The organism is Spirulina sp. LEGE 11439 (assembly GCF_059821285.1).
The window spans coordinates 53,501-76,096 of sequence record NZ_JCAMRX010000017.1 but is presented as its reverse complement, the minus strand read 5'-3'; the positions used below and the strand labels follow the sequence as shown (position 1 = coordinate 76,096).

General features: G+C 44.9%; 19 protein-coding genes. 9 read left to right on the top strand and 10 right to left on the bottom strand.

From position 1 onward, the window contains the following. Positions 1-45 precede the first annotated feature (45 nt). The 6 genes from AC6RV6_RS13670 (at position 46) to rpsJ (ending at position 5,386) form a co-directional block, all read left to right on the top strand. Positions 46-378: a HesB/IscA family protein gene (locus tag AC6RV6_RS13670; RefSeq protein WP_500241407.1), complete on the top strand. Its 333-nt coding sequence runs from the start codon at positions 46-48 to the stop codon at positions 376-378. Between the two features lie 124 nt (positions 379-502). Beyond that, on the top strand, positions 503-880 hold the full coding sequence (gene rpsL, locus AC6RV6_RS13665) for a 30S ribosomal protein S12 (RefSeq protein ID WP_500241406.1): 378 nt from the start codon (positions 503-505) through the stop codon (positions 878-880). Positions 881-1,001: 121 nt separating this feature from the next. After that, positions 1,002-1,472, top strand: coding sequence for a 30S ribosomal protein S7 (gene rpsG / locus AC6RV6_RS13660; protein ID WP_500241405.1), 471 nt, complete (start codon positions 1,002-1,004; stop codon positions 1,470-1,472). A gap of 174 nt (positions 1,473-1,646) precedes the next feature. Beyond that, entirely contained in the window at positions 1,647-3,728 is a 2,082-nt protein-coding gene (gene fusA, locus AC6RV6_RS13655) for an elongation factor G (protein WP_500241404.1), read from the top strand. A gap of 20 nt (positions 3,729-3,748) precedes the next feature. Beyond that, positions 3,749-4,978 (top strand): elongation factor Tu, encoded by a 1,230-nt coding sequence (gene tuf, locus AC6RV6_RS13650; RefSeq protein WP_500241402.1) that lies wholly within the window; start codon positions 3,749-3,751, stop codon positions 4,976-4,978. Positions 4,979-5,068: 90 nt separating this feature from the next. After that, positions 5,069-5,386 (top strand): 30S ribosomal protein S10, encoded by a 318-nt coding sequence (gene rpsJ / locus AC6RV6_RS13645; protein WP_239121536.1) that lies wholly within the window; start codon positions 5,069-5,071, stop codon positions 5,384-5,386. A 102-nt stretch (positions 5,387-5,488) separates the two neighbouring features. Here the strand turns inward: rpsJ and AC6RV6_RS13640 are convergent, their stop codons facing one another. Then, the gene (locus tag AC6RV6_RS13640; RefSeq protein WP_500241401.1) at positions 5,489-6,700 is read right to left on the bottom strand and encodes a hypothetical protein; all 1,212 of its coding nucleotides are present in this window, start codon (positions 6,698-6,700) and stop codon (positions 5,489-5,491) included. A 426-nt stretch (positions 6,701-7,126) separates the two neighbouring features. Between AC6RV6_RS13640 and AC6RV6_RS13635 the strand changes: the two genes are divergently transcribed. Next, the gene (locus tag AC6RV6_RS13635) at positions 7,127-8,554 is read left to right on the top strand and encodes an MFS transporter (protein ID WP_500241400.1); all 1,428 of its coding nucleotides are present in this window, start codon (positions 7,127-7,129) and stop codon (positions 8,552-8,554) included. A 59-nt stretch (positions 8,555-8,613) separates the two neighbouring features. Beyond that, positions 8,614-9,765, top strand: coding sequence for a glycosyltransferase family 4 protein (locus AC6RV6_RS13630; RefSeq protein ID WP_500241399.1), 1,152 nt, complete (start codon positions 8,614-8,616; stop codon positions 9,763-9,765). Between the two features lie 145 nt (positions 9,766-9,910). Here AC6RV6_RS13630 and rpoD read toward each other — a convergent pair whose 3' ends face one another. After that, positions 9,911-11,032, bottom strand: coding sequence for an RNA polymerase sigma factor RpoD (gene rpoD, locus AC6RV6_RS13625; RefSeq protein WP_500241398.1), 1,122 nt, complete (start codon positions 11,030-11,032; stop codon positions 9,911-9,913). A 546-nt stretch (positions 11,033-11,578) separates the two neighbouring features. Here rpoD and AC6RV6_RS13620 point away from each other — a divergent pair. Next, a complete protein-coding gene (locus AC6RV6_RS13620; protein WP_500241397.1) occupies positions 11,579-12,994 on the top strand; it encodes a hypothetical protein in 1,416 nt (471 codons plus the stop codon). Positions 12,995-13,009: 15 nt separating this feature from the next. Here AC6RV6_RS13620 and AC6RV6_RS13615 read toward each other — a convergent pair whose 3' ends face one another. From AC6RV6_RS13615 to AC6RV6_RS13580, 8 genes are all read right to left on the bottom strand, one after another. Next, positions 13,010-13,783 (bottom strand): ATP synthase subunit I, encoded by a 774-nt coding sequence (locus AC6RV6_RS13615; protein WP_500241396.1) that lies wholly within the window; start codon positions 13,781-13,783, stop codon positions 13,010-13,012. A 32-nt stretch (positions 13,784-13,815) separates the two neighbouring features. Continuing rightward, complete coding sequence (locus AC6RV6_RS13610; RefSeq protein WP_500241395.1) at positions 13,816-15,006, bottom strand: FtsW/RodA/SpoVE family cell cycle protein; 1,191 nt, start codon at positions 15,004-15,006, stop codon at positions 13,816-13,818. 129 nt (positions 15,007-15,135) lie between these two features. Further along, a complete protein-coding gene (locus AC6RV6_RS13605) occupies positions 15,136-15,504 on the bottom strand; it encodes a CU044_2847 family protein (RefSeq protein WP_500241394.1) in 369 nt (122 codons plus the stop codon). Between the two features lie 292 nt (positions 15,505-15,796). Beyond that, a complete protein-coding gene (locus tag AC6RV6_RS13600; protein WP_500241393.1) occupies positions 15,797-16,189 on the bottom strand; it encodes an HNH endonuclease in 393 nt (130 codons plus the stop codon). After that, positions 16,186-16,530, bottom strand: a complete 345-nt coding sequence (locus AC6RV6_RS13595; RefSeq protein WP_500241433.1) for a hypothetical protein — start codon at positions 16,528-16,530, stop codon at positions 16,186-16,188. The genes AC6RV6_RS13600 and AC6RV6_RS13595 overlap by 4 nt, the downstream gene beginning before the upstream one ends. Before the next feature lie 361 nt (positions 16,531-16,891). Next, on the bottom strand, positions 16,892-20,644 hold the full coding sequence (locus AC6RV6_RS13590) for a tetratricopeptide repeat protein (protein WP_500241392.1): 3,753 nt from the start codon (positions 20,642-20,644) through the stop codon (positions 16,892-16,894). Continuing rightward, positions 20,641-22,254: an AAA-like domain-containing protein gene (locus AC6RV6_RS13585; protein ID WP_500241391.1), complete on the bottom strand. Its 1,614-nt coding sequence runs from the start codon at positions 22,252-22,254 to the stop codon at positions 20,641-20,643. Before AC6RV6_RS13585 ends, AC6RV6_RS13590 begins: the two co-directional genes overlap by 4 nt. A 131-nt stretch (positions 22,255-22,385) precedes the next feature. Then, positions 22,386-22,589, bottom strand: a complete 204-nt coding sequence (locus AC6RV6_RS13580; RefSeq protein WP_500241390.1) for a rod-capping linker protein CpcD domain-containing protein — start codon at positions 22,587-22,589, stop codon at positions 22,386-22,388. Between the last annotated feature and the right edge of the window lie 7 nt (positions 22,590-22,596).

Sequence of the window (22,596 nt, the reverse complement as noted above, 5' to 3'; positions counted from 1 at the left end):
TGAATTGACGATTTACCCATTACCGATTACCCATTACCCAAACCAATGATTGTTTTAAGTCAAGCTGCAGCAAAAGAAATTCGTCGCTTGCAAGCGACCTGCGATAACCCGGATGGTCAACTCCGCTTAAGTGTCAAAGCGGGAGGCTGTGCGGGATTTTATTATGGTTTAGAATTTGCCGAGGCAATAGGAGCAAGCGATCGCCGCTACGAAAGCGAAGGCATTACGATTATTATTGACGAGAGCAGCGATCGCTCTCTTGGCGAACTCAAACTCGATTATTCCCAAGATTTAATGGGCGGAGGGTTTCGCTTCCATAACCCCAATGCTAGCAAAACTTGCAGTTGCGGAAATTCTTTCTCCGTCAAACAAATTTGAGAAAAATCTCCCCTGCGTCTTAAAATTAAAAAAAATCCTTGACACGTTTCCTTTATTCTGGCTATTATGGGAGACTGTCACGCAATCTGAAAATCAACGAAAAACAAGGCTTTACGCATAACTCATGCCCACCATTCAGCAACTCATTCGCACCGAACGCTCGGTCGCCAAGAAGAAAACCAAATCGCCAGCATTAAAAGAATGCCCCCAACGTCGCGGGGTTTGCACGAGAGTATATACAACGACACCCAAAAAACCCAACTCGGCACTGCGAAAAGTCGCTCGGGTTCGTCTAACCTCTGGATTTGAAGTGACAGCTTATATTCCGGGGATCGGTCACAATCTCCAAGAACACTCTGTGGTTTTGATTCGAGGCGGACGAGTTAAAGATTTACCCGGAGTTCGCTATCATATCATTCGCGGAACTTTAGATACGACTGGCGTGAAAGATCGCCGTCAGGGACGTTCTAAATACGGAACAAAACGGCCTAAAAAAGAATAATCTTAAGAATACATTTTCTAGATTATGCTAAGTCATTTCGTGAATTGAGATTAATGAGGAATCAAAATTCACTTAAAAATCTTGTAAATTCATTTTGTAAATTCAAAGGATAAAGTTAACAATGTCTCGTCGCCGGGTTGTCAAAAAACGTCCTACTCCCCCCGATCCCGTTTACAATAGCCGCCTGCTGAGCATGACCATCCAACGGATCATGAGCCACGGCAAAAAATCCTTAGCCTCTCGCATTGTTTACGATGCGCTAAAAATTATTGGGGAACGCACCGGAAACGAACCTTTAGAGGTTTTTGAGACCGCGATTCGTAATTTAACCCCCTTAGTCGAAGTCAAAGCCAGACGGGTCGGGGGCGCAACCTACCAAGTTCCCATGGAAGTCCGCCCCAATCGCGGTACGACTTTAGCTTTACGATGGTTGTCCAGATTTGCTCGGGCGCGATCGGGCAAAACAATGTCGATTAAATTGGCTAATGAAATTATGGACGCAGCCAATGAAACTGGCGGTGCCATTCGCAAGCGAGAAGAAACCCATCGCATGGCTGAAGCCAATAAAGCCTTTGCCCATTATCGCTACTAGAATCGGGAAATCGAGGAAAGAAAGCGATCGCGCCTTTGGCAAAGCAGAAAAATTCTTAAGCTTTATTCCCATTTCAACCTTCTTCAGAAAGGGTTTGAAAAAGTTATAGAATTGTAAATAACGTACAAAAAAAGTAACAAAGCCATTAACTCGGCAAAAACTAAGGAGGTCAATGTGGGACGAACTATCCCGCTAGAGAAAGTTCGCAATATTGGAATCGCGGCGCACATAGATGCCGGTAAAACCACCACTACCGAACGCATCTTGTTCTATTCCGGTATCGTTCATAAAATCGGCGAAGTCCACGACGGCAACGCCGTCACAGACTGGATGGCCCAAGAACGAGAACGAGGAATTACCATCACGGCTGCCGCCATTAGCACCAATTGGCGAGAACATCGGATTAATATCATCGATACCCCCGGTCACGTAGACTTCACCATCGAAGTCGAGCGATCGATGCGAGTTCTCGACGGTGTCATTGCGGTTTTCTGCTCTGTGGGGGGCGTTCAACCCCAATCCGAGACCGTATGGAGGCAAGCCGATCGCTACAAAGTCCCTCGTATTGCGTTCATTAACAAAATGGATCGCACCGGCGCAAACTTCTTCAAAGTTTACGAACAGGTCAAAGATCGCTTGCGAGCCAATGCCGTCCCCATTCAAATTCCCATCGGCAGCGAAGGAGAATTTAGCGGCATTGTCGATTTGGTGCGAATGAAAGCTAAGATTTACACCAACGACATCGGTACAGAAATTGAAGATGCCGAGATCCCCGAAGAGGTTCGAGAACAAGCCGAGGAATTCCGCGCCAAATTGGTAGAAGCCGTCGCAGAAACCGATGAGGTTCTGCTAAACAAATATATGGAAGAAGAAGAGTTAAGCGAAGAAGAAATTCGCACAGCTCTGCGAAAAGGCACCATTGACGGCTCGATTATGCCCATGTTATGCGGTTCGGCCTTTAAAAACAAAGGCGTACAACTTCTTCTCGATGCGGTTGTCGATTACTTGCCAGCCCCCATTGACGTTCCTCCCATTAAAGGAATAGTCCCTAACGGTACCGAAGAAGTCCGCAAAGCCAATGACGAAGAGCCTTTTTCTGCCCTCGCCTTTAAGATTATGGCAGATCCCTACGGTCGCTTGACCTTCCTGCGGGTTTATTCGGGGACTCTGAAAAAAGGCAGCTACGTCTATAACTCCACCAAAGATAAAAAAGAGCGAGTTTCGCGGCTGATTATCCTCAAATCCAACGATCGCATCGAAGTTGACGAGCTACAAGCTGGAGACTTAGGAGCCGCGATCGGTCTCAAGGATGCCATTACCGGCGATACCTTATGCAATGAAGATAAACCGATTATTTTGGAATCGTTGTTTATTCCCGAACCGGTAATTTCTGTCGCGGTCGAACCGAAAACCAAGCAGGATATGGACAAACTCGGCAAAGCACTACAATCTTTGTCCGACGAAGATCCGACCTTCCGCGTCAGCACCGATCCCGAAACCAATCAAACTGTGATTGCGGGTATGGGAGAACTACACTTAGAAATTCTAGTAGACCGAATGCTACGGGAATTCAAAGTCGAAGCGAACGTGGGACAACCCCAAGTCGCCTATCGAGAGACCATCAAAAAATCCGTTAACAAAGTCGAAGGTAAATTCATTCGTCAAAGTGGCGGTAAAGGTCAATACGGTCATGTGGTCTTGAACTTAGAACCAGCAGAAGCCGGAACGGGTTTCGAGTTTGTCTCGAAGATCGTGGGCGGAAAAATCCCGAAAGAATACATTCCCTCCGTCGAGCAAGGCATGAAAGAATCTTGTGAAACGGGTATTCTCGCAGGGTATCCCCTTATCGATGTTAAAGTCACCCTGACGGATGGTTCTTACCACGAAGTCGATTCTTCAGAGATGGCTTTCAAAATTGCCGGCTCCATGGGCATGAAAAACGCCGTGCATAAAGCCAATCCCATCATCCTCGAACCGATCATGAAAGTCGAGGTCGAAGTTCCCGAAGACTTCCTCGGTGATGTCATGGGAGACCTCAACTCCCGTCGGGGTCAAATTGAGGGGATGAACTCTGAAGCCGGCGTATCCACCGTAACTGCTAAAGTTCCTTTAGCGGAAATGTTCGGTTACGCCACAGATATCCGTTCTAAAACCCAAGGACGCGGTATCTTTTCAATGGAGTTCGGCAACTACGAGGAAGTTCCTCGTAACGTGGCTGAAGCCATCATTGCTAAAAACCAAGGGAACGCAAATTAGAGATAAGGAAAAACGAAGCAATGGCACGCGCAAAGTTTGAACGCAACAAAGACCACGCCAATATTGGCACTATTGGTCACGTAGACCACGGCAAAACGACCTTGACCGCAGCGATCACCATGTCTCTCGCCGCACAAGGAAAAGCGAAAGCTCGCAATTATGCCGATATTGATGCTGCTCCAGAGGAAAAGGCACGCGGCATCACCATTAATACCGCTCACGTAGAATATGAGACGGATAATCGTCACTATGCTCACGTGGATTGCCCCGGTCACGCTGACTACGTGAAAAATATGATCACCGGAGCAGCTCAAATGGACGGTGCAATCTTGGTGGTTTCCGCAGCAGACGGTCCCATGCCCCAAACTCGCGAACACATTCTCTTGGCACGACAAGTTGGCGTTCCTCACCTCGTGGTCTTCTTAAATAAAGAAGATCAAGTTGATGACGAAGAACTGTTGGAATTGGTGGAATTGGAAGTTCGGGAACTTCTCAGCGAGTACGATTTCGATGGAGATGATATCCCCATCACTACAGGTTCTGCACTGAAGGCAGTAGAAGCCTTAACCGCGAAGCCCGAGATTGGTAAAGGAGAAGACGAGTGGGTCGATAAAATTCTCGCCCTCATGGAGAGTGTTGATGCCGCCATTCCCACTCCAGAACGGGAAATTGACAAGCCTTTCCTCATGGCAGTAGAAGACGTTTTCTCCATCACCGGTCGCGGAACTGTTGCCACAGGTCGGATCGAACGAGGTAAAGTGAAAGTCGGTGAAACTATTGAAATTATTGGCATTCGCGATACTCGCAGCACCACTGTCACTGGGGTAGAAATGTTCCAGAAGACTTTAGATGAAGGCATGGCGGGAGATAACGTCGGCGTTCTTTTACGTGGGATTAACAAGGAAGATATCGAACGAGGAATGGTGTTAGCAAAACCCGGTTCGATTACCCCTCATACCAAGTTTGAAGGTGAGGTTTACGTCCTGAAAAAAGAAGAAGGAGGTCGTCATACCCCTTTCTTTGCCGGCTATCGCCCTCAATTTTATATCCGCACAACGGATGTAACCGGTACTATTGACTCTTACACTGCTGATGACGGCAGTAATGTAGAAATGGTGATGCCTGGCGATCGCATCAAAATGACAGTGACATTGATCTGTCCGATTGCGATCGAGCAAGGAATGCGTTTTGCCATTCGCGAAGGCGGTCGTACCATTGGTGCGGGTGTCGTTTCTAAAATCGTTGAATAGACTCCACTCTATTTAAGTAGGAGCAGAGAGGTTGAACCTTTCTGCTCTTTTGCTCTGAATGTTCTACCCATTACAATCCAGTACGAAACCATGGCCACGATTCAACAACAAAAAATTCGCATTCGCCTGAAAGCCTTCGATCGCCGCTTGTTGGATACTTCCTGCGAGAAGATTGTCGATACTGCCAACCGGACCAATGCGACAGCGATCGGCCCGATTCCTTTGCCCACCAAGCGCAAGATTTATTGTTTGCTGCGATCGCCTCACGTCGATAAAGATTCCCGAGAGCATTTTGAGACCCGCACTCACCGACGGATTATCGATATTTATCAGCCTTCTTCTAAGACCATTGATGCGCTAATGAAGTTAGATTTACCTGCAGGAGTCGATATTGAAGTTAAATTGTAATCCATAATGGGGAAAGCAGAAAAATCGCATCAGACACAGAGCGCACAGAGATTTCTTCTTTTCTGTACCTCTGTGTTGCTTGAACTAGATTAATATTTATATCTAACTTTCTTGGTTTTCATCTTGGCGACTTTCCGAACGAGCTAAACTATTGGATTCGCTATTTCCAAGTAGAGTATTTTCTGTTCTTTTAATAACATCTTTAGCTAAGCGTTCGCTAAAACCGACAACAAAAGCAAGGGAACAAAGAAATAATTCATCGCTTTTATGTTGATCTCGTGTCGGGTTAATTTGCACGGCAAGAATTCCCGATTTTAAAATGGCGAAGAGTAGCAAACCAAACACCGCGCCAATGAGTGGCTTGAATGCCCCGACAAGTAGTAAAACTACGGGATCGGAATATTCTTTTTCTTCAAAATCATTCATTCTTGTAAAAAGACTAATGATGCTTCCTAAAGCACCAGAAGAAGCAACTAAAATCAAGAAAAATAATAGAGAATAATCTTTTTGAATTTCTTCCAAGCGAGTTAATTCTCGTTTTTTCTCGGCTTCTTCAATGAGAATTTTCTTGTTTAAACTTAAATTTTCGAGATTAAGCTGAGGATCGTTCAAACTCCTTTGGATTTCAGACTGAATGCGGTTTTGGACTTGAGATCCGACAATAACGCCATCTTGACTTGGATCTTTAGGCTCATCTTTATATTGAAGAACAAGCCTTAATCTCTGTCGAGTTTCTTCAATCCTAAGCGTTAAATTACTTTGACCGATAGAAAGATAATATAGTGCAATAAAAAACAGGCAGAGAAAAATTGGTGTAGAGATAATTAGTCCTGTAACAACTTTTAAAGGGTCTGATTTTAAGTTACAAAAGTCTATCCATCTATTGAAAAAGAAGCTAAGAGGCTGACGGCGATCGTAAACATTCAGTGTTTTTTGGATATTAATTCTAATCTCTTGTGCTAAGTAAATATTGGGATGTTCGTAAGTTAATATTTCGATCGCATTTTCAGTATGCTGTAGTAAAATTTCTAGTTCTTTTTGTCTAATTTTGTTTTGTCTAGATCTTTTATTCGGGCGATCGCTAATTTCTCCTTCATAGTTCAGCCTAGCTAAAAGCTTTCTAATTTTAGGCAATAAAATATATAGCATTGCCACTTCTTCTTGTAATTGCAAGCGATCGAGTAGAGGAGATAAAGCCGAACGTTCCTCTGCTTTTGCTTGCGCTAAAATTCTTGAATTTTCTTCATTGATTTTCTTTAAGTTTCTAATAACTTTATCGTAGCGATTAATTGAAGGTTCTTGAGAATCTGTCATTTTCTTGAGAGTAGCATCGTTATTATGCTTCTAATTCTATCGAGAGAGAAAGTGAGAGTCAAGTTTTTATTGAGCGCTATTATTCTCTTGCTTTGAATTCTCGATCGTCGTCAGAATTGGCCTAAAAATAAAGAAGAGAAACAATCGAATTTAGAGATAACCAACCAAAAAAGTAAAATGAATACAGGCCAGTCAAATAGTCGAACAACTTTTAGAGCAGCTTGAACCATTTTTGGGATCCGATCCTGACCTACTCACCTGCCTGAAAGCGCATCAGTTACAGAGACGCTCAGTTACGAGCATTGCCTTCGTAGGAAAGGCAATTCGAGCGCTAGATCATCGAGAGAGAATTCTCAATAATTTTGTTAAACATTCTTGACCTTTTACAATAATGATTAAGAAATAAACCGATCGCCCTCATAGGTAATGCAATTGTTTGAAGAACGAGAACGCCAAACCGCCCCCGACGATCGTCCCTTAACTGTCACCGAGACGCTCGATCGCCTGTCCTCCAATCCAGAACCGAACGGCGATCGCCTGCATCCCGAACGAGGTTTGCTTCCTGTCCTGAAAAACCCTCGCTTCCTCATTTTGTGGCTCGGTCAAATCTTCTCGCAACTCGCCGACAAGGTTTATATCGTCCTCATGGTCGCCCTGATTTCTACCCATTTTCAGGTTGGCGAAAACCAAATCGGCACTTGGGTTTCAGCGATTTCCATTGCCTTAACCATTCCCGCTATTTTATTGGGTTCTCTTGCGGGAGTGTATGTCGATCGCTGGTTCAAAAGAGATATTCTCGTCACCAGCAACCTCTTGCGAGGCGCTTTCGTCTTCGCCATTCCTCCTCTATTCTGGTTGTCCGGCAACTGGGGAACCCTCTGGGGCATTCCTTGGAGTTTTTGCCTATTGTTAACTATCACCTTTTTCGTTTCTACCTTCACGCAGTTTTTTGCGCCTGCTGAACAAGCGACCCTTCCTCTCATCGTTCGACGCGATCGCCTCATCCCCGCTAACTCCATTTATGCCACGACCATGATGGCCTTGTTGATCGTCGGTTTTGCCGTCGGCGAACCTCTTCTCGCCCTGATGGATCGCCTTGTTCGGCTTATTGTTCCTACTTGGTCTTTCGGTCCAGAATTGTTAGTCGGGGGTGCTTACACCCTGTCGGGAATTATTTTACTTTTCCTCAAGACCGGGGAAATCCGCACTCCGAGCGATCGCGAACATCCCCACGTTTTCCACGACATTTGGGATGGCATTCTCTATCTTAAGGACAATCATCAAGTTCGCAATGCCCTCATCCAAATTACCAGCCTCTTTTGTATTTTTGCAGCTTTGACTATTTTAGCGGTACCCCTCGCTGCAGCGATTCCCGAAATTCAAGCTCAACAATTCGGATTCCTGCTCGCATCTGGAGGCATTGGTTTGGGGCTGGGAGCGACAGTTTTAGGGCAGTGGGGACAGCATCTTCCGCGCACGGGACTGAGTTTTTGGGGCTTCATGGTTTTAGCTATAGCCCTTGTGGGTTTATCTTTTAGCGATCGCTCTCTTTTTTGGGCATTACCAGCTATGGCCGCCTGTGGTGTCTCGGCCGCCACCATTTACGTCCCCATGCAAACCACGATTCAAGACCAAACCCCAGAAGATATGCGTGGGAAAGTATTCGGGTTGCAAAATAACGCTGTAAATATTGCCCTCTCTCTTCCTTTGGCCTTGGCTGGAATTGCCCAATCCTTGTGGGGTTTGCGTCCAGTTTTATGGGGACTGGTTGCCGTAGCCATCATGACCGGTTTTCTCAATAGGTACATTTCCCGCCCGATCGTGGTAACATCAAGCCAAGTTAAGAAATTATAAGATTTCTGAAAATCTATTTCTAACTGCTGCTGTTACAGGCGTTGAAACCGAACGATTGAATGCACATCGCTTGGCTGGGAAAAAAATCACCATTCTGCGGCAATGTCACCTACGGTCGCGAAATTACCAACGCATTGTTAGATCGAAGACATCGCGTGAGTTTTCTTCACTTTGCTCAAGAAAACTTTGTCGATAAAACATGGCGATCGGATTGTCCGGAAGTTGTATTGCCCTTTTTATACAAGTCGCAGGTTTATACCATTCCCACCCTGAGATCGAGCCAAATCTTAACGCGATCGCTCGCAAAACTCAAACCGGATATCGTTCATGCGTCCCTAACTCTCTCTACTCTTGATTTCCGTCTGCCGGAGATTTGCGAGGAACTCAATATTCCTCTGATCGCCACCTTTCACCCCCCCTTCGATAGTAAACTTCGCAATCTCAAATCCAGCACCCAATTTATTACCTATCAACTCTACGCGCCATTTTTAGCTAACTACAACCGCGTTATTGTTTTTTCTCATTTACAAAAAGATCTTCTCATGCGCTTGGGCGTTCCCGAACAAAAACTCGCCGTCATTCCCAATGGAGTAGACGTACAGAAATATTCTCCCGGAATTTCTCATTTTAAAGCCAGAGTCAAAGCCGATCGCCTCTTTGTCTATATGGGACGCATTTCTACAGAAAAGAATGTCGAAGCAATGTTAAAAGCGTGGAAGCTCTCGCAGATGGGATCGGGATGCAAATTGGCGATCGTGGGGGACGGCCCCTTAAAAGGAATGTTAGAACCTTTTTACGGCATTGAAGATGGCATTATTTGGCATGGGTTTGAAAGTAACGAGCAGAAGCGTATTGAAATTCTCCGAGCGGCAGATGCCTTTATTTTGCCCTCCTTGGTTGAAGGCCTATCACTCTCGCTATTAGAGGCAATGGCCTGCGGGGTTGCCTGTATTGCTACAGATGCAGGAGCAGATGGGGAGGTTTTGGAGCAAGGGGCTGGCGTTACCATCGCCACTCAAGGGGTCACGACGCAATTAAAAACCCTGCTCCCCGTTTTTCGAGATCAGCCAGAATTAACTCAGCTTCTCGGTTATAAGGGCAGACAACGTGTTTTAGAACGTTATACTCTCAGCCGCAATATCGCCTGCGTGGAGCAACTCTATGCAGAGATACTACAGTCGAAACCCATGCCATTGAGTCGATGGGCTTAAGTTCTTAAACCTTCATCAGAAAAGGGGAAATTAGTTCTTGGTCTACTTTGCTTATCCAGCGTGATTGTCAGATTTTTTCCCCTGTTAAGAAAATCGTAGGCGGATTCTTGGGAACCCACCTACAGTAAATTTTCGAGACAAGAGATTAACGAATATATTCTTTAAGAATACTATTGCGATTGGGATGGCGCAGTTTTCGCAAGGCTTTCGCTTCAATTTGGCGAATCCGTTCTCGCGTGACATTAAAAATCTGGCCGATTTCTTCTAACGTTTTCATGCGTCCGTCATCCAAACCATAACGCAAGCGCAATACATCTCGTTCTCGGGGACTGAGAGTATCAAGGACGTTTTCAAGATCTTCTCGCAGAAGACTTTTCGAAACTTGATCTTCTGGCGTTTCTCCATCTGCTTCAATAAAATCCCCCAATCGAGAATCTTCTTCTTTCCCGATGGGGGTTTCTAAAGAGATGGGAAGTTGTGCGGACTTGGCAATAAATCGCAGTTTTTCGATGGTCATTTCCATGCGAGTAGCGATTTCTTCTTCTGTCGGTTTGCGCCCCATTTCTTGCGAGAGAATTTTAGTTGTTTTCTTAATGCGAGAAATGGTTTCGTAGAGATGAACTGGAAGGCGAATGGTACGAGATTGATCTGCGATCGCGCGAGTAATAGCTTGGCGAATCCACCAAGTCGCGTAAGTGGAAAACTTGTAACCTTTCGCATGATCGAACTTTTCAGCAGCGCGAATTAAACCGAGAGATCCTTCTTGAATCAAATCTTGAAATGATAGTCCTCGGTTCATATATTTCTTGGCAATGGAAACCACCAAGCGCAGGTTGGACTGAACCATTTTATCTTTTGCCCGTCTGCCTTCAAATAAGCGGCGGCGAAACTTGGGATATTCAATACCGACTGCTTCAGCCCATTCGCGATCGCTGGGTTCCTGCTCTTGGTTTTCGGCGAGATCGTCGCGCACCCGTTCAAACTCCAATAGCTCGGCAATTTTACGAGCGAGTTCGATTTCCTCTTCCGCTCGCAGCAAGCGAATGCGACCGATCTCTTGCAAATAAACGCGAATAGAATCCTCTGTATAAGGTTTTTTCTTCGCTTGTTCCTTCCGTCGGGAAGCTGAACTTTTTTTCGGTGCTTTTTCTACTTTTGCTTTTGCTGCGACCCCATCTTTTGCAGAGGCTGCAGGTTTTTCAATTAAAAGCTCCAACTCGGTTTGAGGTTGGGTAATGGTTGCGAGATCGTAGTTCGCCTGGGTCATGCCGTTTTTCCTCTTGCTCCTTCAGTTCAAGACCAGAACATCAAGTGTTGAATTTTTTGGCATTCGGTAAGATGCCTCGTGCCCCGTTTGGGATTAACCGATACTATTCCCCGATTTAGTTCGCAAATTTCGCTAACTCACACCGCGATTCGATTGTGCGATCGAGGGAAAGTCTCCTGATATTGAGGGGATTTAACCCCAAATGTGGAAGACCTTTCCGATTGTAACCTCTCTTACAAAAAATGGGTTCGCTTTGAGTTAATTTCTTTCATATTTTTTGATTTTGTTGTTTGATGACCGGGTTAATTTGTCAGTTATCCAGAGATCGCTTTGGATTTTTGGCCATTGTAATTAATTCAATCTCAAATGGCATCTGGGAAGGGTTCGTCATGAAAACAATAGAAAATTTTTTGTTCCAAGGGTTTTTTAGGGATTTAAAATTAGGTCAAATGTATTTTGTGGACAAGAAAAATTGCCAACGGTTGGAGAACGCGATACGCTTTGAGTGGCTCGAGTACGTTCAAAATTGGTTGAGTATTTCCAATTATGGCGGGAATTCGCAAATGGTTGCGCGTTGCGATCGCATTGATTTGTCTGGGTACGACCTATAGTTGTGGGTACAAGCCCCTCGATTCGCTGTCCGTTGCGATCGAACAACAGCCGTTAAATGCTCCTTCTCCCGCTTGTACCCGTGGGAATGCGTTTGGAGCGGCGGTGGATAAAGCCTTGAGTGCGTCGCGCTTGGCACAAACAGCACAATCGAGGGAGGAATGGCAAACGGTTGTTTGGCATTGGATGCAGGCGATAGAACGAATGCAGGCTGTGAGGGGAGACGATCCTAAATGGGCGTTTGCTCAGAAAAAAGTCACGGAATACCAGAATTATTTAAGCGTTGCTCGACAACAAGTGCAACGTTCGCCGCGATCGCTGCCTTTTAGCAGTTTTAAAAGTCAGATTCTCGATGAAAAATTGTGGCTGTTTCTCTCCTATATTGCGGCGCGACCCACCCCGGATATTTTAATTATTGGCAGTTCTCGCGCCTTGCAAGGAGTAGATCCGGTCAATTTAGGGAAAAACCTCATCCTCCAAGGTCATACGGGGGTTGAGGTCTTTAACTTGGGAATTAATGGTTCTACCGCTCGGGTTGTGGATGTCTTGGTGCGAGAAATTTTAACTCTAGAAGAGCTTCCCGATCTCATTATTTGGGCGGATGGGGTGCGGGCGTTTAATAGCGGTCGCAGGGATTTGACTTATAATGCGATCGCTTCTTCTGCTGGTTATCAAGAACTGTTACAAGGCAAGCATCCGACTCTTCCCGTTACGGCGACATCAACAAATCCCAATTGCGATCGCCTGCAAGGTTTTTGGAAGTTGAGAGACAAGTTTTTAAGCTGGATGGGGGGAAATTTGGCGATCGCGGCAGTCCTAGAGGAGATCGATGCTAGTGGTTTTCTCGCGATCGAGCGGCGTTTCGATCGCGATCGCTACTACCAGCAATTTCCCAGAGTTCCGGGGCTGTACGATGCCGACTATCAAAATTTTACGCTGACAGGAGCGCAAACCGAAGCGCTCGATCGCTTGCAAGATTATTTACAACAGCGCCAAATTCCCCTTGTTTTTGTGAATTTACCGGTAACGGGAGATTATCTCGACGAGACGCGACAAGCCGCAGAAGTTCAATTTCGCGCTTTTATGACGGAACGGGGAAAGCAGGAGGGATTAACTTTTATCGATTTGGGGGAACAGTGGCCAGATCGCAATGAACTTTTTGCCGATCCGAGCCATCTCAACCGTTATGGTGCTGCCTTAGTAGGAGAAAAACTGGCAAAGCATCCCAATTTACCTTACACAAATGCCCAGAATCAGCAAAGCCCCGATACTCAACGATCGGCCTCAGAAACCATTCCTCCTCAACCCAAAGAAGCAGAAACCATTATTCTTCCAACTCCACCTCTCGAATAATTCAACTCTCTACTCTTAACTCTCTAATTCCTGATAACTGGGAGAAGATTGAGGAAAATGGACGGGCATTTTTAAGGGTTGCTTGCTTTCTAATTTGAGTTGTTTGCGTTCCCATGTTCCCAAGCCTTTTAAGAGTGCTGTCCTCACTTTTTCATCTTCTTCGCGGGACAGCAGCAAGCGAAAATATTCGAGGAGTTGAATGCGATCGCTTTCCTGCAAATGAGGCGATAGGTGGGTGAGTTGGCGCACGACAATTAAGCGTTTGAGGGGATCGACTCGGGTGAGCTGCAATAATAAGCGTTCGTATCTCGTTTCTTCGCGATACTGGCGATCGCTAATGCCATACCAACCCAATAAAGCCAAGGTTAGCAAGGTTGCTGCCCCTTGCAGCACAGAACCGATAACCAACCAGCGATTTTCGGAATGCGCCCAGATGGAAACGGCTAAATACGTTCCCAATGTTGCTAAGCCGCCACTTCCGACCGCTAGAATCAAACGACATTGAGGACTTTTGAGAAAATGCAGCGTTTGCGTCCAACGTTCTCGCCAATTCCATCCCAGTATGATGTAGGTTCCCCACATGGCAGCAATTCCCAAACCGGTTGTGAGAATTAATGGCCAATTCCAAACCAGCAATAGTGCTACCGCGATCGCGATCGTCAGCCAAAGGACGAGAGAGCGAGTTTGTTTCGACGCGATCGCCCGCAACAAACGACGCTCGATATTAATTAAAATTGGGTTTTGTAAAGGGTGGCGCAATTGTTTTTGCCACGGGATGATGGGGGACATTGTGAACTGCGAACTGCGATAAAGGTATCTTATCAGCGATCGCGATCGCCCGAGCGCGAGATATTTTCTCTACGTCCTTTGAGGGAAACCACTTCTGCTTCATTGCTCTCCCGGGCGACGCGAACTAATAAAGCGGCTAAAATCAAACTGGAAATAATCGAACTCCCGCCATAACTGAAGAACGGCAACGGTAAACCCGTGGTGGGTAAAACCCCCGTTGCTACGCCAATATTGATGGAAGATTGACCCACTAATAAAATCATCACTCCCATGGCGATCGTTTTCTGCACGGGTTGCGGGGTTCTTAGGGCAATAAACAAAGCGAGGGTGGCGTAAGTTGCCAATAGCATTAACAAAATAACGCTCCCGAAAAAGCCAAATTCTTCGGCAAAAACGGCAAAAATAAAGTCAGTATATTGAATAGGCAAATAGAATAATTTTTGTTGCGAAAGCCCAAAACCGGATCCCGTTAGTCCTCCGGAACCGATCGCTAAGAGACTTTGAATCAATTGATAGCCGTCCTGCATGGGATCTTGCCAAGGATCGAGAAAGGACATGACCCTACGTCGCTGATACTCTTGAGAATAAATACTCATGACCGCCAGTAAAATCCCCGAAATGGCGGTGCTTCCCAGTTGCCATAACGGTAAACCCGCCGCCAACGCCATGAGCCAAAGGGTCATGCCACAGAGTGCAGTTGTACTCAGATTGGGTTGCAAAAGAATTCCCGCGAGAATGAGGGCAAAAATTCCCAGCCAAAACCCCCGCGTCAACCACGAGAGTTGCTTCCACCGTCCGAAGATAACAGCACTTTGTACGACGAGAAAGGGTTTAATCAATTCTGAGGGTTGAATGGGAATTGAGGCCACGGTAATCCAACGAGTTGCCCCATTGACGGTGGTGCCGACTCCCGGAACGAGAATGGCCACCATTAAGCCTAATAATATGAAGAGAATCCAGCGAGAAATCGGGAGAAGATAGCGGAAAGGCGATCGCGCGACGACATTAAAGGCGATCGTTCCCAACAAGATCCAGATAATTTGCCGTTTGAAATAGTACAAACCATCCCCGACTTCTGCATCGGCGACGGGATAAGAGGCAGAAAAGAGAACGATTAAGCCGACAAAGACCCAAACCATCGTCAACCAGCGTACTAAACGAGCTTCGATCGCCCAGTTTTCAACCCCGGGATCGAATAAAGGAATTAAGAAGCGTATATCCATATAAGGTAAAAATAGAGTCTTTGTTAGCCGATACCGACTAATTTAATGGGAGTCTAGGGATTTATTTTCCATTATTCATCGCGATTGACGGAAATTGCGATCGCGTTTCTTAAACATGAGTTTTCGGGTTTATTTTTCGGGTTTCTGTGGGGGAAAAATGCACTTGACGGATACTTCTAAGTTACAGCCTGCTTTTCCGTCGGCAATGTAGGGAATACCCGTGCGAACATCAACGCTAACACCGAATTTGAGTTCGACTTCGCTCACCTCTGCGATCGCCAAATTCTTAAAGGCTTTGAGGGAATAGGTAGTATAAGCGCGAATGGTACTTTCGAGAGCTTGGATGTTTTGCGCGAGTTTTTGGGCGGGATCGGAAGGAAAGATGCCGCGAGGAGGATTATTGGGATCGTGGGTTTGGGGGGGTTCTAGATTGGTTTCAGTGGCTTCGATATGGATAATGGTGCCGTCATCGAGTTGGATGGGAATGAGTTGTCCCATAATACGGGTAATTCTCCTTGAGGGAATGGGTTGATGATAGTTTAAAGGTTGAGCGATCGCGATCCTATTTTCAATTCTCCCTATTTAAGGTTTTGAGAATGTTCTGCGATCGCTTTTGAAATCATTGGCTCGAAGGAATTTTTTCTATTATGACAAGATTCGCGGTTTGTGGCGATCGTGGGTAGTTTTAGAGTATCACGCGATCTCGGTGAGTTATCGTTCAATTGTATCGTGATTTAGCGATTGCTAGATTTTTAAAAGTTGAAGGTGCAATCGCTTTTCAATACGATTTTCAACGATCGAGAAGTTGCCGTTCGGTAATACGTTCGGGTAAATTTATTTGGAATGAAAATATAGTTGTTCTACCTTCTGATGTTAATCCCAGAATTTTGCCTTGCTCTTGTTTAAAGTGCTGCGACCATACTTGAGTACGAGGATTAAAGAAAAAACTAAATTGTCTGGTTTCTGGATCGAATGAGCCGAGATCTGTTCCTTTATAGCGGTTGCATCGCCAACAAGCTAAGACTAAATTATCGGCTTCCGTGCGACCATTATGTTTTTGGGCGATTATGTGGTCTAATTCGTGGGGATAAAAACTGATAGAGTCTGGAAGTTTACAATATTCACAGCAATGGTTTGCTCTTTCGATGACCAAGCGACGTAATGCAACTGGAATATAACTCATCGATCCTGTGCGAGATAGGGCAAATTGCCAGCTTTAAGCATAACAATGAGATGTTCGATGCGTTCGTATTCGTCAAGTTCGGCTTGTTCTTCTGGGTTTAGAGTTCCCGCTTTACCGCGATCGAGTAGAGCATGGAGACGAGCCTGCATTTCGGGGGTCGGTCGAAATTCGGCGATTTGTTCGGGTGTAGGACGACTGGCAATAAAGTTGAGAATGTAGTGATAGACGTGGTTGGGGAGTGGAGCTTGCAGGCATTGTTGTAACAAGATCGGCAAGCGATCGCCGAGAGCATTAATTTGAGGAACGAGTTCCTCGGGAATCTCAAGGGTAATTGCAGTCATCGGTTTTTTTGTTTTATTGTAAATGCGATCGCTTTGTTCGAGGTTAGGGTTTGAATTATCTGACAAGATCGAAGTGGGTTATCGTTCAATTGTATCGCTATTTAGCGATGCAAGGTTTTTAAAAACTTTGCGAGAATGAGTTAATGAGAGTTTAAGGGTTTAGCGATCGCTGCACTTTTTTCAATTCTCCCTATTAAGGTTTTGAGAATGTTCTGCGATCGCTTTTGAAATCATTGGCTCGAAGGAATTTTTTCTATTATGACAAGACTTGCAGTTTTTTGCTATTTTTGTAGGGATTAAAAATGCGATCGCACTATTCAGAAATAAGCATCGCAAGGTTTTTAAAAACTTTGAAAGTTGATTAGCGATCGATCTTCTGTAATGCTTTTTCTTTTTCTTCTTGAATCCATGCGTCATCGGGAGCTATTTCTAATGCTCGATTGAAGTCTTCTAATGCTTTATCATAGTGTCCCATGAGACGGTAGACATGACCACGATCAACCAATGTCCTAAAGCCTTTTTTATTATCTTTGAGAGTATTATTAGCAACTTCGATAGCACGCTCAAAATCTGCACGTTCATCTTCAGTACGTCCCATCAAGCGGTGAGTTAAACCACGTTGAGCGATTGCCCAAATATAGTTTTCATCGAGTTCAATTGCTCGATCAAAGTTAGTTAATGCTTTTTTATAGTTTCTTCTCACCCGATAGATTTCTCCTCGTTCAGCGATCGCCCAATCAAGATCTTCATTCAGTTCTAGTGCATGATTTAAGTCAGTTAATGCTTCCTCATAATACTCCATATTCCGATAGATTTGTCCTCGACTGGCAATTACCCAATCAAGATTTTCATTCAGTTCTAGTACACGATTGAAGTCCGTCAGTGCTTTCTTATAGCGACCTATCAATCGATAGGTTTCCCCTCGATTAGCAATTGCAAAAACATCATTTTTATCGAGTTCAATTGCTCGATTGAAGTCAGTCATGGCTTCCTCATAGTATCCCATTTTTGCATAGGTTACTCCTCGATTAACTATTGCCCAAGCATAGTTTTTATTTGGTTCTAGTACACGGTTGAAATCCATTAAGGCTTCTCCATAACGTTCCATTTTTACATAGGTTACTCCTCGATTAATCAGCGCCCAAGTATCATCTTTATTGAGTTCAAGTGCTTTATTAAGATTAATTAAAGCCTCCTCATAACGATCCAGCATTCTGTAGGTTACCCCACGAGTAGCAAGGGAAAAATAATGATTTTTGTCGAGTTCAATTGCTTTATTAAGGTCAGTTAAAGCCTCTTCATAACGAGACATCTGGCGATAGGTTTCCCCTCGATTAGCAATTAAAAAAACATCATTTTCATCGAGTTCAATTGCTCGATTGAAATCTCTTAATGCTTCCTCATAGCGTTCTATCTGCCGATAGGTTAATCCTCGATGACCGAGCGCCCAAGTATCATTTTTATCTAATTCAATTGTGCGATTCAAGTCAGTCAAAGCCTCTATTTCACGTCCCATCTCTCTATAAGTTGCTCCGCGACTAGCGATCGCCCAATTATCATCTTTATTCAGTTCAATAGCTCGATTGAGGTCAGTTAAAGCTTCTTCATAGCGTTTCATCATACGATAAGTTTCCCCTCGACGAGCAAGTGTCCAAACATCGTCTTCATTGAGTTTAATTGCACGAGTAAAATCATTAATTGCTGCTATCCAATCTCCTTTATAGCGATGAGTATTACCACGAGCATTATAAAGAATTGGATCTTGTGGATTTAGTTCGATCTCATGAGTGTAATAGGCAATTACGCGATTGAAATCTGCGATCGCTTGCTTTTCCTTTCTTTGTTTTCTATGAAGAATACCACGGGTTATATAGGCTTCTGGAAATTCATTTCTAAGTGTCAAAGCAGTATTTAGAGATTCGATGGCTTCTGAATACTCTTTTTTGAACAGTAAAGAGAATCCTCGATAATGAAAGGTATCTGCATCTCGATCGAGACTCTGGAGTAGTAAAACACTAGACTCATAAATCGTTTCAGCATCCCGATCGCTCAAGCCAAAACCCGTAGAAATATATAGACCAATATCCCGAGATCCTAACTCTTGAGACATTTTAAACCACCCGATAGTGTTGCCTTTACTCAAATTAATCGACTGAGTAGAATTTCCTGCGATCCAAATCTCAATCAAGCTATTAAGCGTTGCTTTTAAATTCTCTACGGCATCTTTTGGCTCTATTCGTAAGGAAGCATTATACGATTCAATTGCTGCAATGAATTTCCCAGAATTAGCAAGCGCATAGCCTCGATTTATCAAAGCTAAATGGTAGTTAGAATTGAGTTCAATAGCTCTGTTATAAGCAGCAATTGCAGAATCCCATTTAGGAGAATCAAAAGCAGCTAAGGCATTGCCTCGTCCAAAATGAGCAATGAAATTATCGGATTCTAATTCAATAGCGCGGTTAAAATCTTTTAGAGCAAGCTCGATATTTCCAGCTTGAATTTGAAATTCTCCACGAACAATCAATGCCGCAGTATTTTCAGGATTCTTCTCCAAAATTTGAGAAAGCTGAGAAATTGCTTCATCGCGTTTCCCTTGAGCAAAGAGAGACACAGCAGAAGTTATGGGAAATGTATCATCAAGATTGCGGCGTTGTTTATCTGCTTCAGTTGTAATTATTGCTACTTTTTGTTTCGTTTTCGCTAGTTCTTGCCACACATTCATAAAGGCGACCGTTGTGACAACCATTACCAATACCGCGATCGCTGTACTTGCCCCCAATAACCAAGTAGCCTTCTTCCGAGCAGCCACCAAAACTACCTTTTCTTCTTTTTCAAGTCGTCGCTCAAATTCCAAGCTCGCATCAAGAAAACGTCGATCGCTATCCCCCAAACTTTTCCCCTTTGCCCACTTCTCTGCATCTCGCAATGCTTGTCCGCGCAGCAAAAACGAGTCATTTTGCTCATTTTCTGCCAACCAAGCCCCGATCGCTTCCCCATAAAAAGCCGGGCGCAAATCTGCCAAAGCGCGATCGCACCACGAGAGATCGAACACCTCTGCATAGATAGGATTGTACGCTTGCAATCGACCCTCGCGCCTCACCACCAAACCCGTTAGCCGCAGTTGCAATTGTTCGTGACTCTCATCTGCCTCAACTTCACCAGCCTCTAAAATCCTTCGGTATAAGCTCAATAAACGCCCTTGTAGTTTTTTATCGCTTCTTAACAGGCGATCGCGGATCGTTTGTAAATGAGGAGGCAGATCCCGCGTCTCCCAATTGGTAATAATTTGCGTCCTCACCACCTCCTCAACCGATCGCAACTCAGCCAACCCTTGCACCACCAAACTCAAAACGCGCTGAGTTAAAAACGGCTGTCCGTTTGTCCAGTGCAACACCTCCTCTAATATCTCCTGTGGCTGCTCCACGCGCCCCGCTAACCCCTGTAGTAAAGGCATCGCCTCCTCTGGCTGAAATCCATCCATCTCCACCGGATAGCCAATATTAAACGCCGAACTTTCCTTGTTAACAATCAAATCACTGGGAGTTGCGACCCCTAAAAAAGCAAACGTCAAGCGCTTGTATTTCGGTTCTTCTGCCCGTTGTTCGTGAAAATTGCGAATCAGTCCAAAAAAACCATCTGTATCAAATTTGAGACTGAGAAGATTATCGATTTCTTCGACAAAAATTACAATCGGCTGCGAAAGTTCCACCAAAAGAATGCGATCGATGAAATAATAAAAACGCTCTACCGCCGAAATAGACTGAGAATCGAGGTCTTTCCACCAATCGGAAAAAGCGATCGCGCCAGATAACCCCAAATCCTCAATTAACCGCTTGATCGTCCCCGCATACCACTGATCCTCCCGCAACGTCGTCCCGCGAGTCTGAGGATCGATGACTGCACAAGCAACCTCCGCATCTGACAACTTTTGCATTGTCCGCACTCGCAAACTCGACTTCCCCATCTGTCGCGAATTAAAGACAAAACAATATTCCCCTGCCAAAAGACGAGCAAATAATTCGCGATCGCACTGTCGTTCCACATAAGCGGGATAATTGGCGGCTAAACTCCCCCCAACTTGGTAATTAAATTGCGGATCGAACTGTACGTTCATTTAGCCTCCAAGCGATCGCGAAAATACTGACGATAAAGCAAACAACGAGGATAGACATTATTATCTACTCGCAAGATCAACCCCATACTATCCAGTTTAAATGCTTCCTCCGAACCCAATCGTACCGGAGTTTCTGAAGTAACAATCCTTCGCACTGCGTCCCCAAGTGCGGTGATATTTTCTAAAACATTAAGATGTCTCAATAAATGATCGCGATAAATCCCCGCTTCTGTCGCTGCTGTTTGCAAAAATTCAATTAAAGACAAATCCCCGGCGGCAATATGGTACAGTGCCAGCCGCACGAGGTAAGGATGACCGCCAATTAATGCCCTCATTTGCTCGATCTGAGAACTCGTCCACGTCAACCCATGCCGTTTGACCAGTTCTTCCATTTGGGTTGCGGTAAACTCTCCTAAAACAATCGGCAATCCAACATTAAAAGGGGATTGGTTGATATCTTTCTGCAAATACGGTTCTTGAGAATGAACGATGATGAGGCGCAAATTTTCCCAAGGTGAATTGCTGCGAGATCGCTCGTGCCAACCTCGTAACAAGCCACAGAAATCCGTCTCGATATCCCTATATTTAAAGATGCGATCGAAATTATCGATCGCTAACACCAACGGGCGATTGTCCCCTGATAATAAGTATTTTTCAAAATAATCAGTTGCGTTATCATTACCCCCAAAAATATCATCCCAATAGTCTTCAACTTTGACGCGAACCCCCAAAGGTTTCCCCACTGACGCGCAAAACCACTGCATAAACTTGTCCAGATCGTGAAAAATACTTTTATTGGTTTGGCCGAGATCGATCGCCACCGTGCGATAGTCCAGTTGTAAACCACGTGCCAACACTCTCGATGCTAAAGAAGATTTGCCCATATTGCGGGGGGACTTAATCCGAATTAACGATCCCGGCTTTTGGATTTCTGCATGACACCGCTCTTCGTAGGATGAGGCAATATAAAACTCAGAATCAATTCTGACTTGTCCTTCCGGGAATTCTAAACTACTGGGCAGGATTTTCTTGCCCTTCAAGGCTTTTTGCTCGAGCAAATGCGATCGCCGCTTCAAAATCGGAATATGATGCTCGTTCAACCCAGCTAAATTAATGCGATTCGCACCAAATTTACAAGCAAATTCAAAACTTTCCCCTGCCCCGATCGCATCATAAAACCCCGCCGCAAACTCCCGTGCAGAGCGATCGCCGATCTCGTCATTCATTCCCACCACATAGTCAATATGGGCAGCGATCGCCTTCGCTTGTACCTCAGAATAACAAGCATTCAACACCACGCATTCCACCGTATCGGCAAACAACTCGAATAAACCCGCGATCGCTTCCGTACTCACTAATTGAACTTCCCCATTTTCATCCTCTAGGGCTAATCCTCTCTCTCCTACACCATGCCCGGAAAAATGTACGATATCGGGTTTCAATGCCAAAATTTCTCGTTGTACGTCACTATAACCCACGGCCAACTTTGGGACTAGCTCAAAGCGATCGCGCAATTGCGATAGTTTTAAAGCCTTATCAATCCCCCGCACTTCCCGATCTAAATGCAGATCGTTTTTGGGATTGGCCGCTAGAATGAGAATCTTTTTCACGAGCAAGACGATACATTTGCGAGTCTGGAGCGATCGTATTTTAAACCAACAACCAATAACCAACAACACAAACTAAAAGAGAGGTCTGCGATCGCGACCTCCCTCCATCTATTAAGGTATATCTACCAAATTTAGAGTAAACCAGTATTTGTACCTTGCTTACCCGTGGCTAATTCAACCTTGACAATTTTACCGCCCATTTTCATAATCCGTTGTTGCTCGCGAAACCAGTTCTCAAAGGGAACGAGCTTGGTGAAATAGGTGTTTTGTAGTTCGCGTTGAGTGCGAGTGCGCGTCAAAGAAGGCACGCAAGCAGTAACTTTGAACAGTCTCATGGATTTA

What these genes read in the sequence shown, in the direction of transcription:
- AC6RV6_RS13670 (WP_500241407.1), top strand. Translation starts at nt 46, where the DNA reads ATGATTGTTTTAAGTCAAGCTGCAGCAAAAGAAATTCGTCGCTTGCAA.
- rpsL (WP_500241406.1), top strand. Translation starts at nt 503, where the DNA reads ATGCCCACCATTCAGCAACTCATTCGCACCGAACGCTCGGTCGCCAAG.
- rpsG (WP_500241405.1), top strand. Translation starts at nt 1,002, where the DNA reads ATGTCTCGTCGCCGGGTTGTCAAAAAACGTCCTACTCCCCCCGATCCC.
- tuf (WP_500241402.1), top strand. Translation starts at nt 3,749, where the DNA reads ATGGCACGCGCAAAGTTTGAACGCAACAAAGACCACGCCAATATTGGC.
- rpsJ (WP_239121536.1), top strand. Translation starts at nt 5,069, where the DNA reads ATGGCCACGATTCAACAACAAAAAATTCGCATTCGCCTGAAAGCCTTC.
- AC6RV6_RS13640 (WP_500241401.1), bottom strand. Translation starts at nt 6,700, where the DNA reads ATGACAGATTCTCAAGAACCTTCAATTAATCGCTACGATAAAGTTATT.
- AC6RV6_RS13635 (WP_500241400.1), top strand. Translation starts at nt 7,127, where the DNA reads ATGCAATTGTTTGAAGAACGAGAACGCCAAACCGCCCCCGACGATCGT.
- AC6RV6_RS13630 (WP_500241399.1), top strand. Translation starts at nt 8,614, where the DNA reads ATGCACATCGCTTGGCTGGGAAAAAAATCACCATTCTGCGGCAATGTC.
- rpoD (WP_500241398.1), bottom strand. Translation starts at nt 11,032, where the DNA reads ATGACCCAGGCGAACTACGATCTCGCAACCATTACCCAACCTCAAACC.
- AC6RV6_RS13620 (WP_500241397.1), top strand. Translation starts at nt 11,579, where the DNA reads ATGGCGGGAATTCGCAAATGGTTGCGCGTTGCGATCGCATTGATTTGT.
- AC6RV6_RS13615 (WP_500241396.1), bottom strand. Translation starts at nt 13,783, where the DNA reads ATGTCCCCCATCATCCCGTGGCAAAAACAATTGCGCCACCCTTTACAA.
- AC6RV6_RS13610 (WP_500241395.1), bottom strand. Translation starts at nt 15,006, where the DNA reads ATGGATATACGCTTCTTAATTCCTTTATTCGATCCCGGGGTTGAAAAC.
- AC6RV6_RS13605 (WP_500241394.1), bottom strand. Translation starts at nt 15,504, where the DNA reads ATGGGACAACTCATTCCCATCCAACTCGATGACGGCACCATTATCCAT.
- AC6RV6_RS13600 (WP_500241393.1), bottom strand. Translation starts at nt 16,189, where the DNA reads ATGAGTTATATTCCAGTTGCATTACGTCGCTTGGTCATCGAAAGAGCA.
- AC6RV6_RS13595 (WP_500241433.1), bottom strand. Translation starts at nt 16,530, where the DNA reads ATGACTGCAATTACCCTTGAGATTCCCGAGGAACTCGTTCCTCAAATT.
- AC6RV6_RS13590 (WP_500241392.1), bottom strand. Translation starts at nt 20,644, where the DNA reads ATGAACGTACAGTTCGATCCGCAATTTAATTACCAAGTTGGGGGGAGT.
- AC6RV6_RS13580 (WP_500241390.1), bottom strand. Translation starts at nt 22,589, where the DNA reads ATGAGACTGTTCAAAGTTACTGCTTGCGTGCCTTCTTTGACGCGCACT.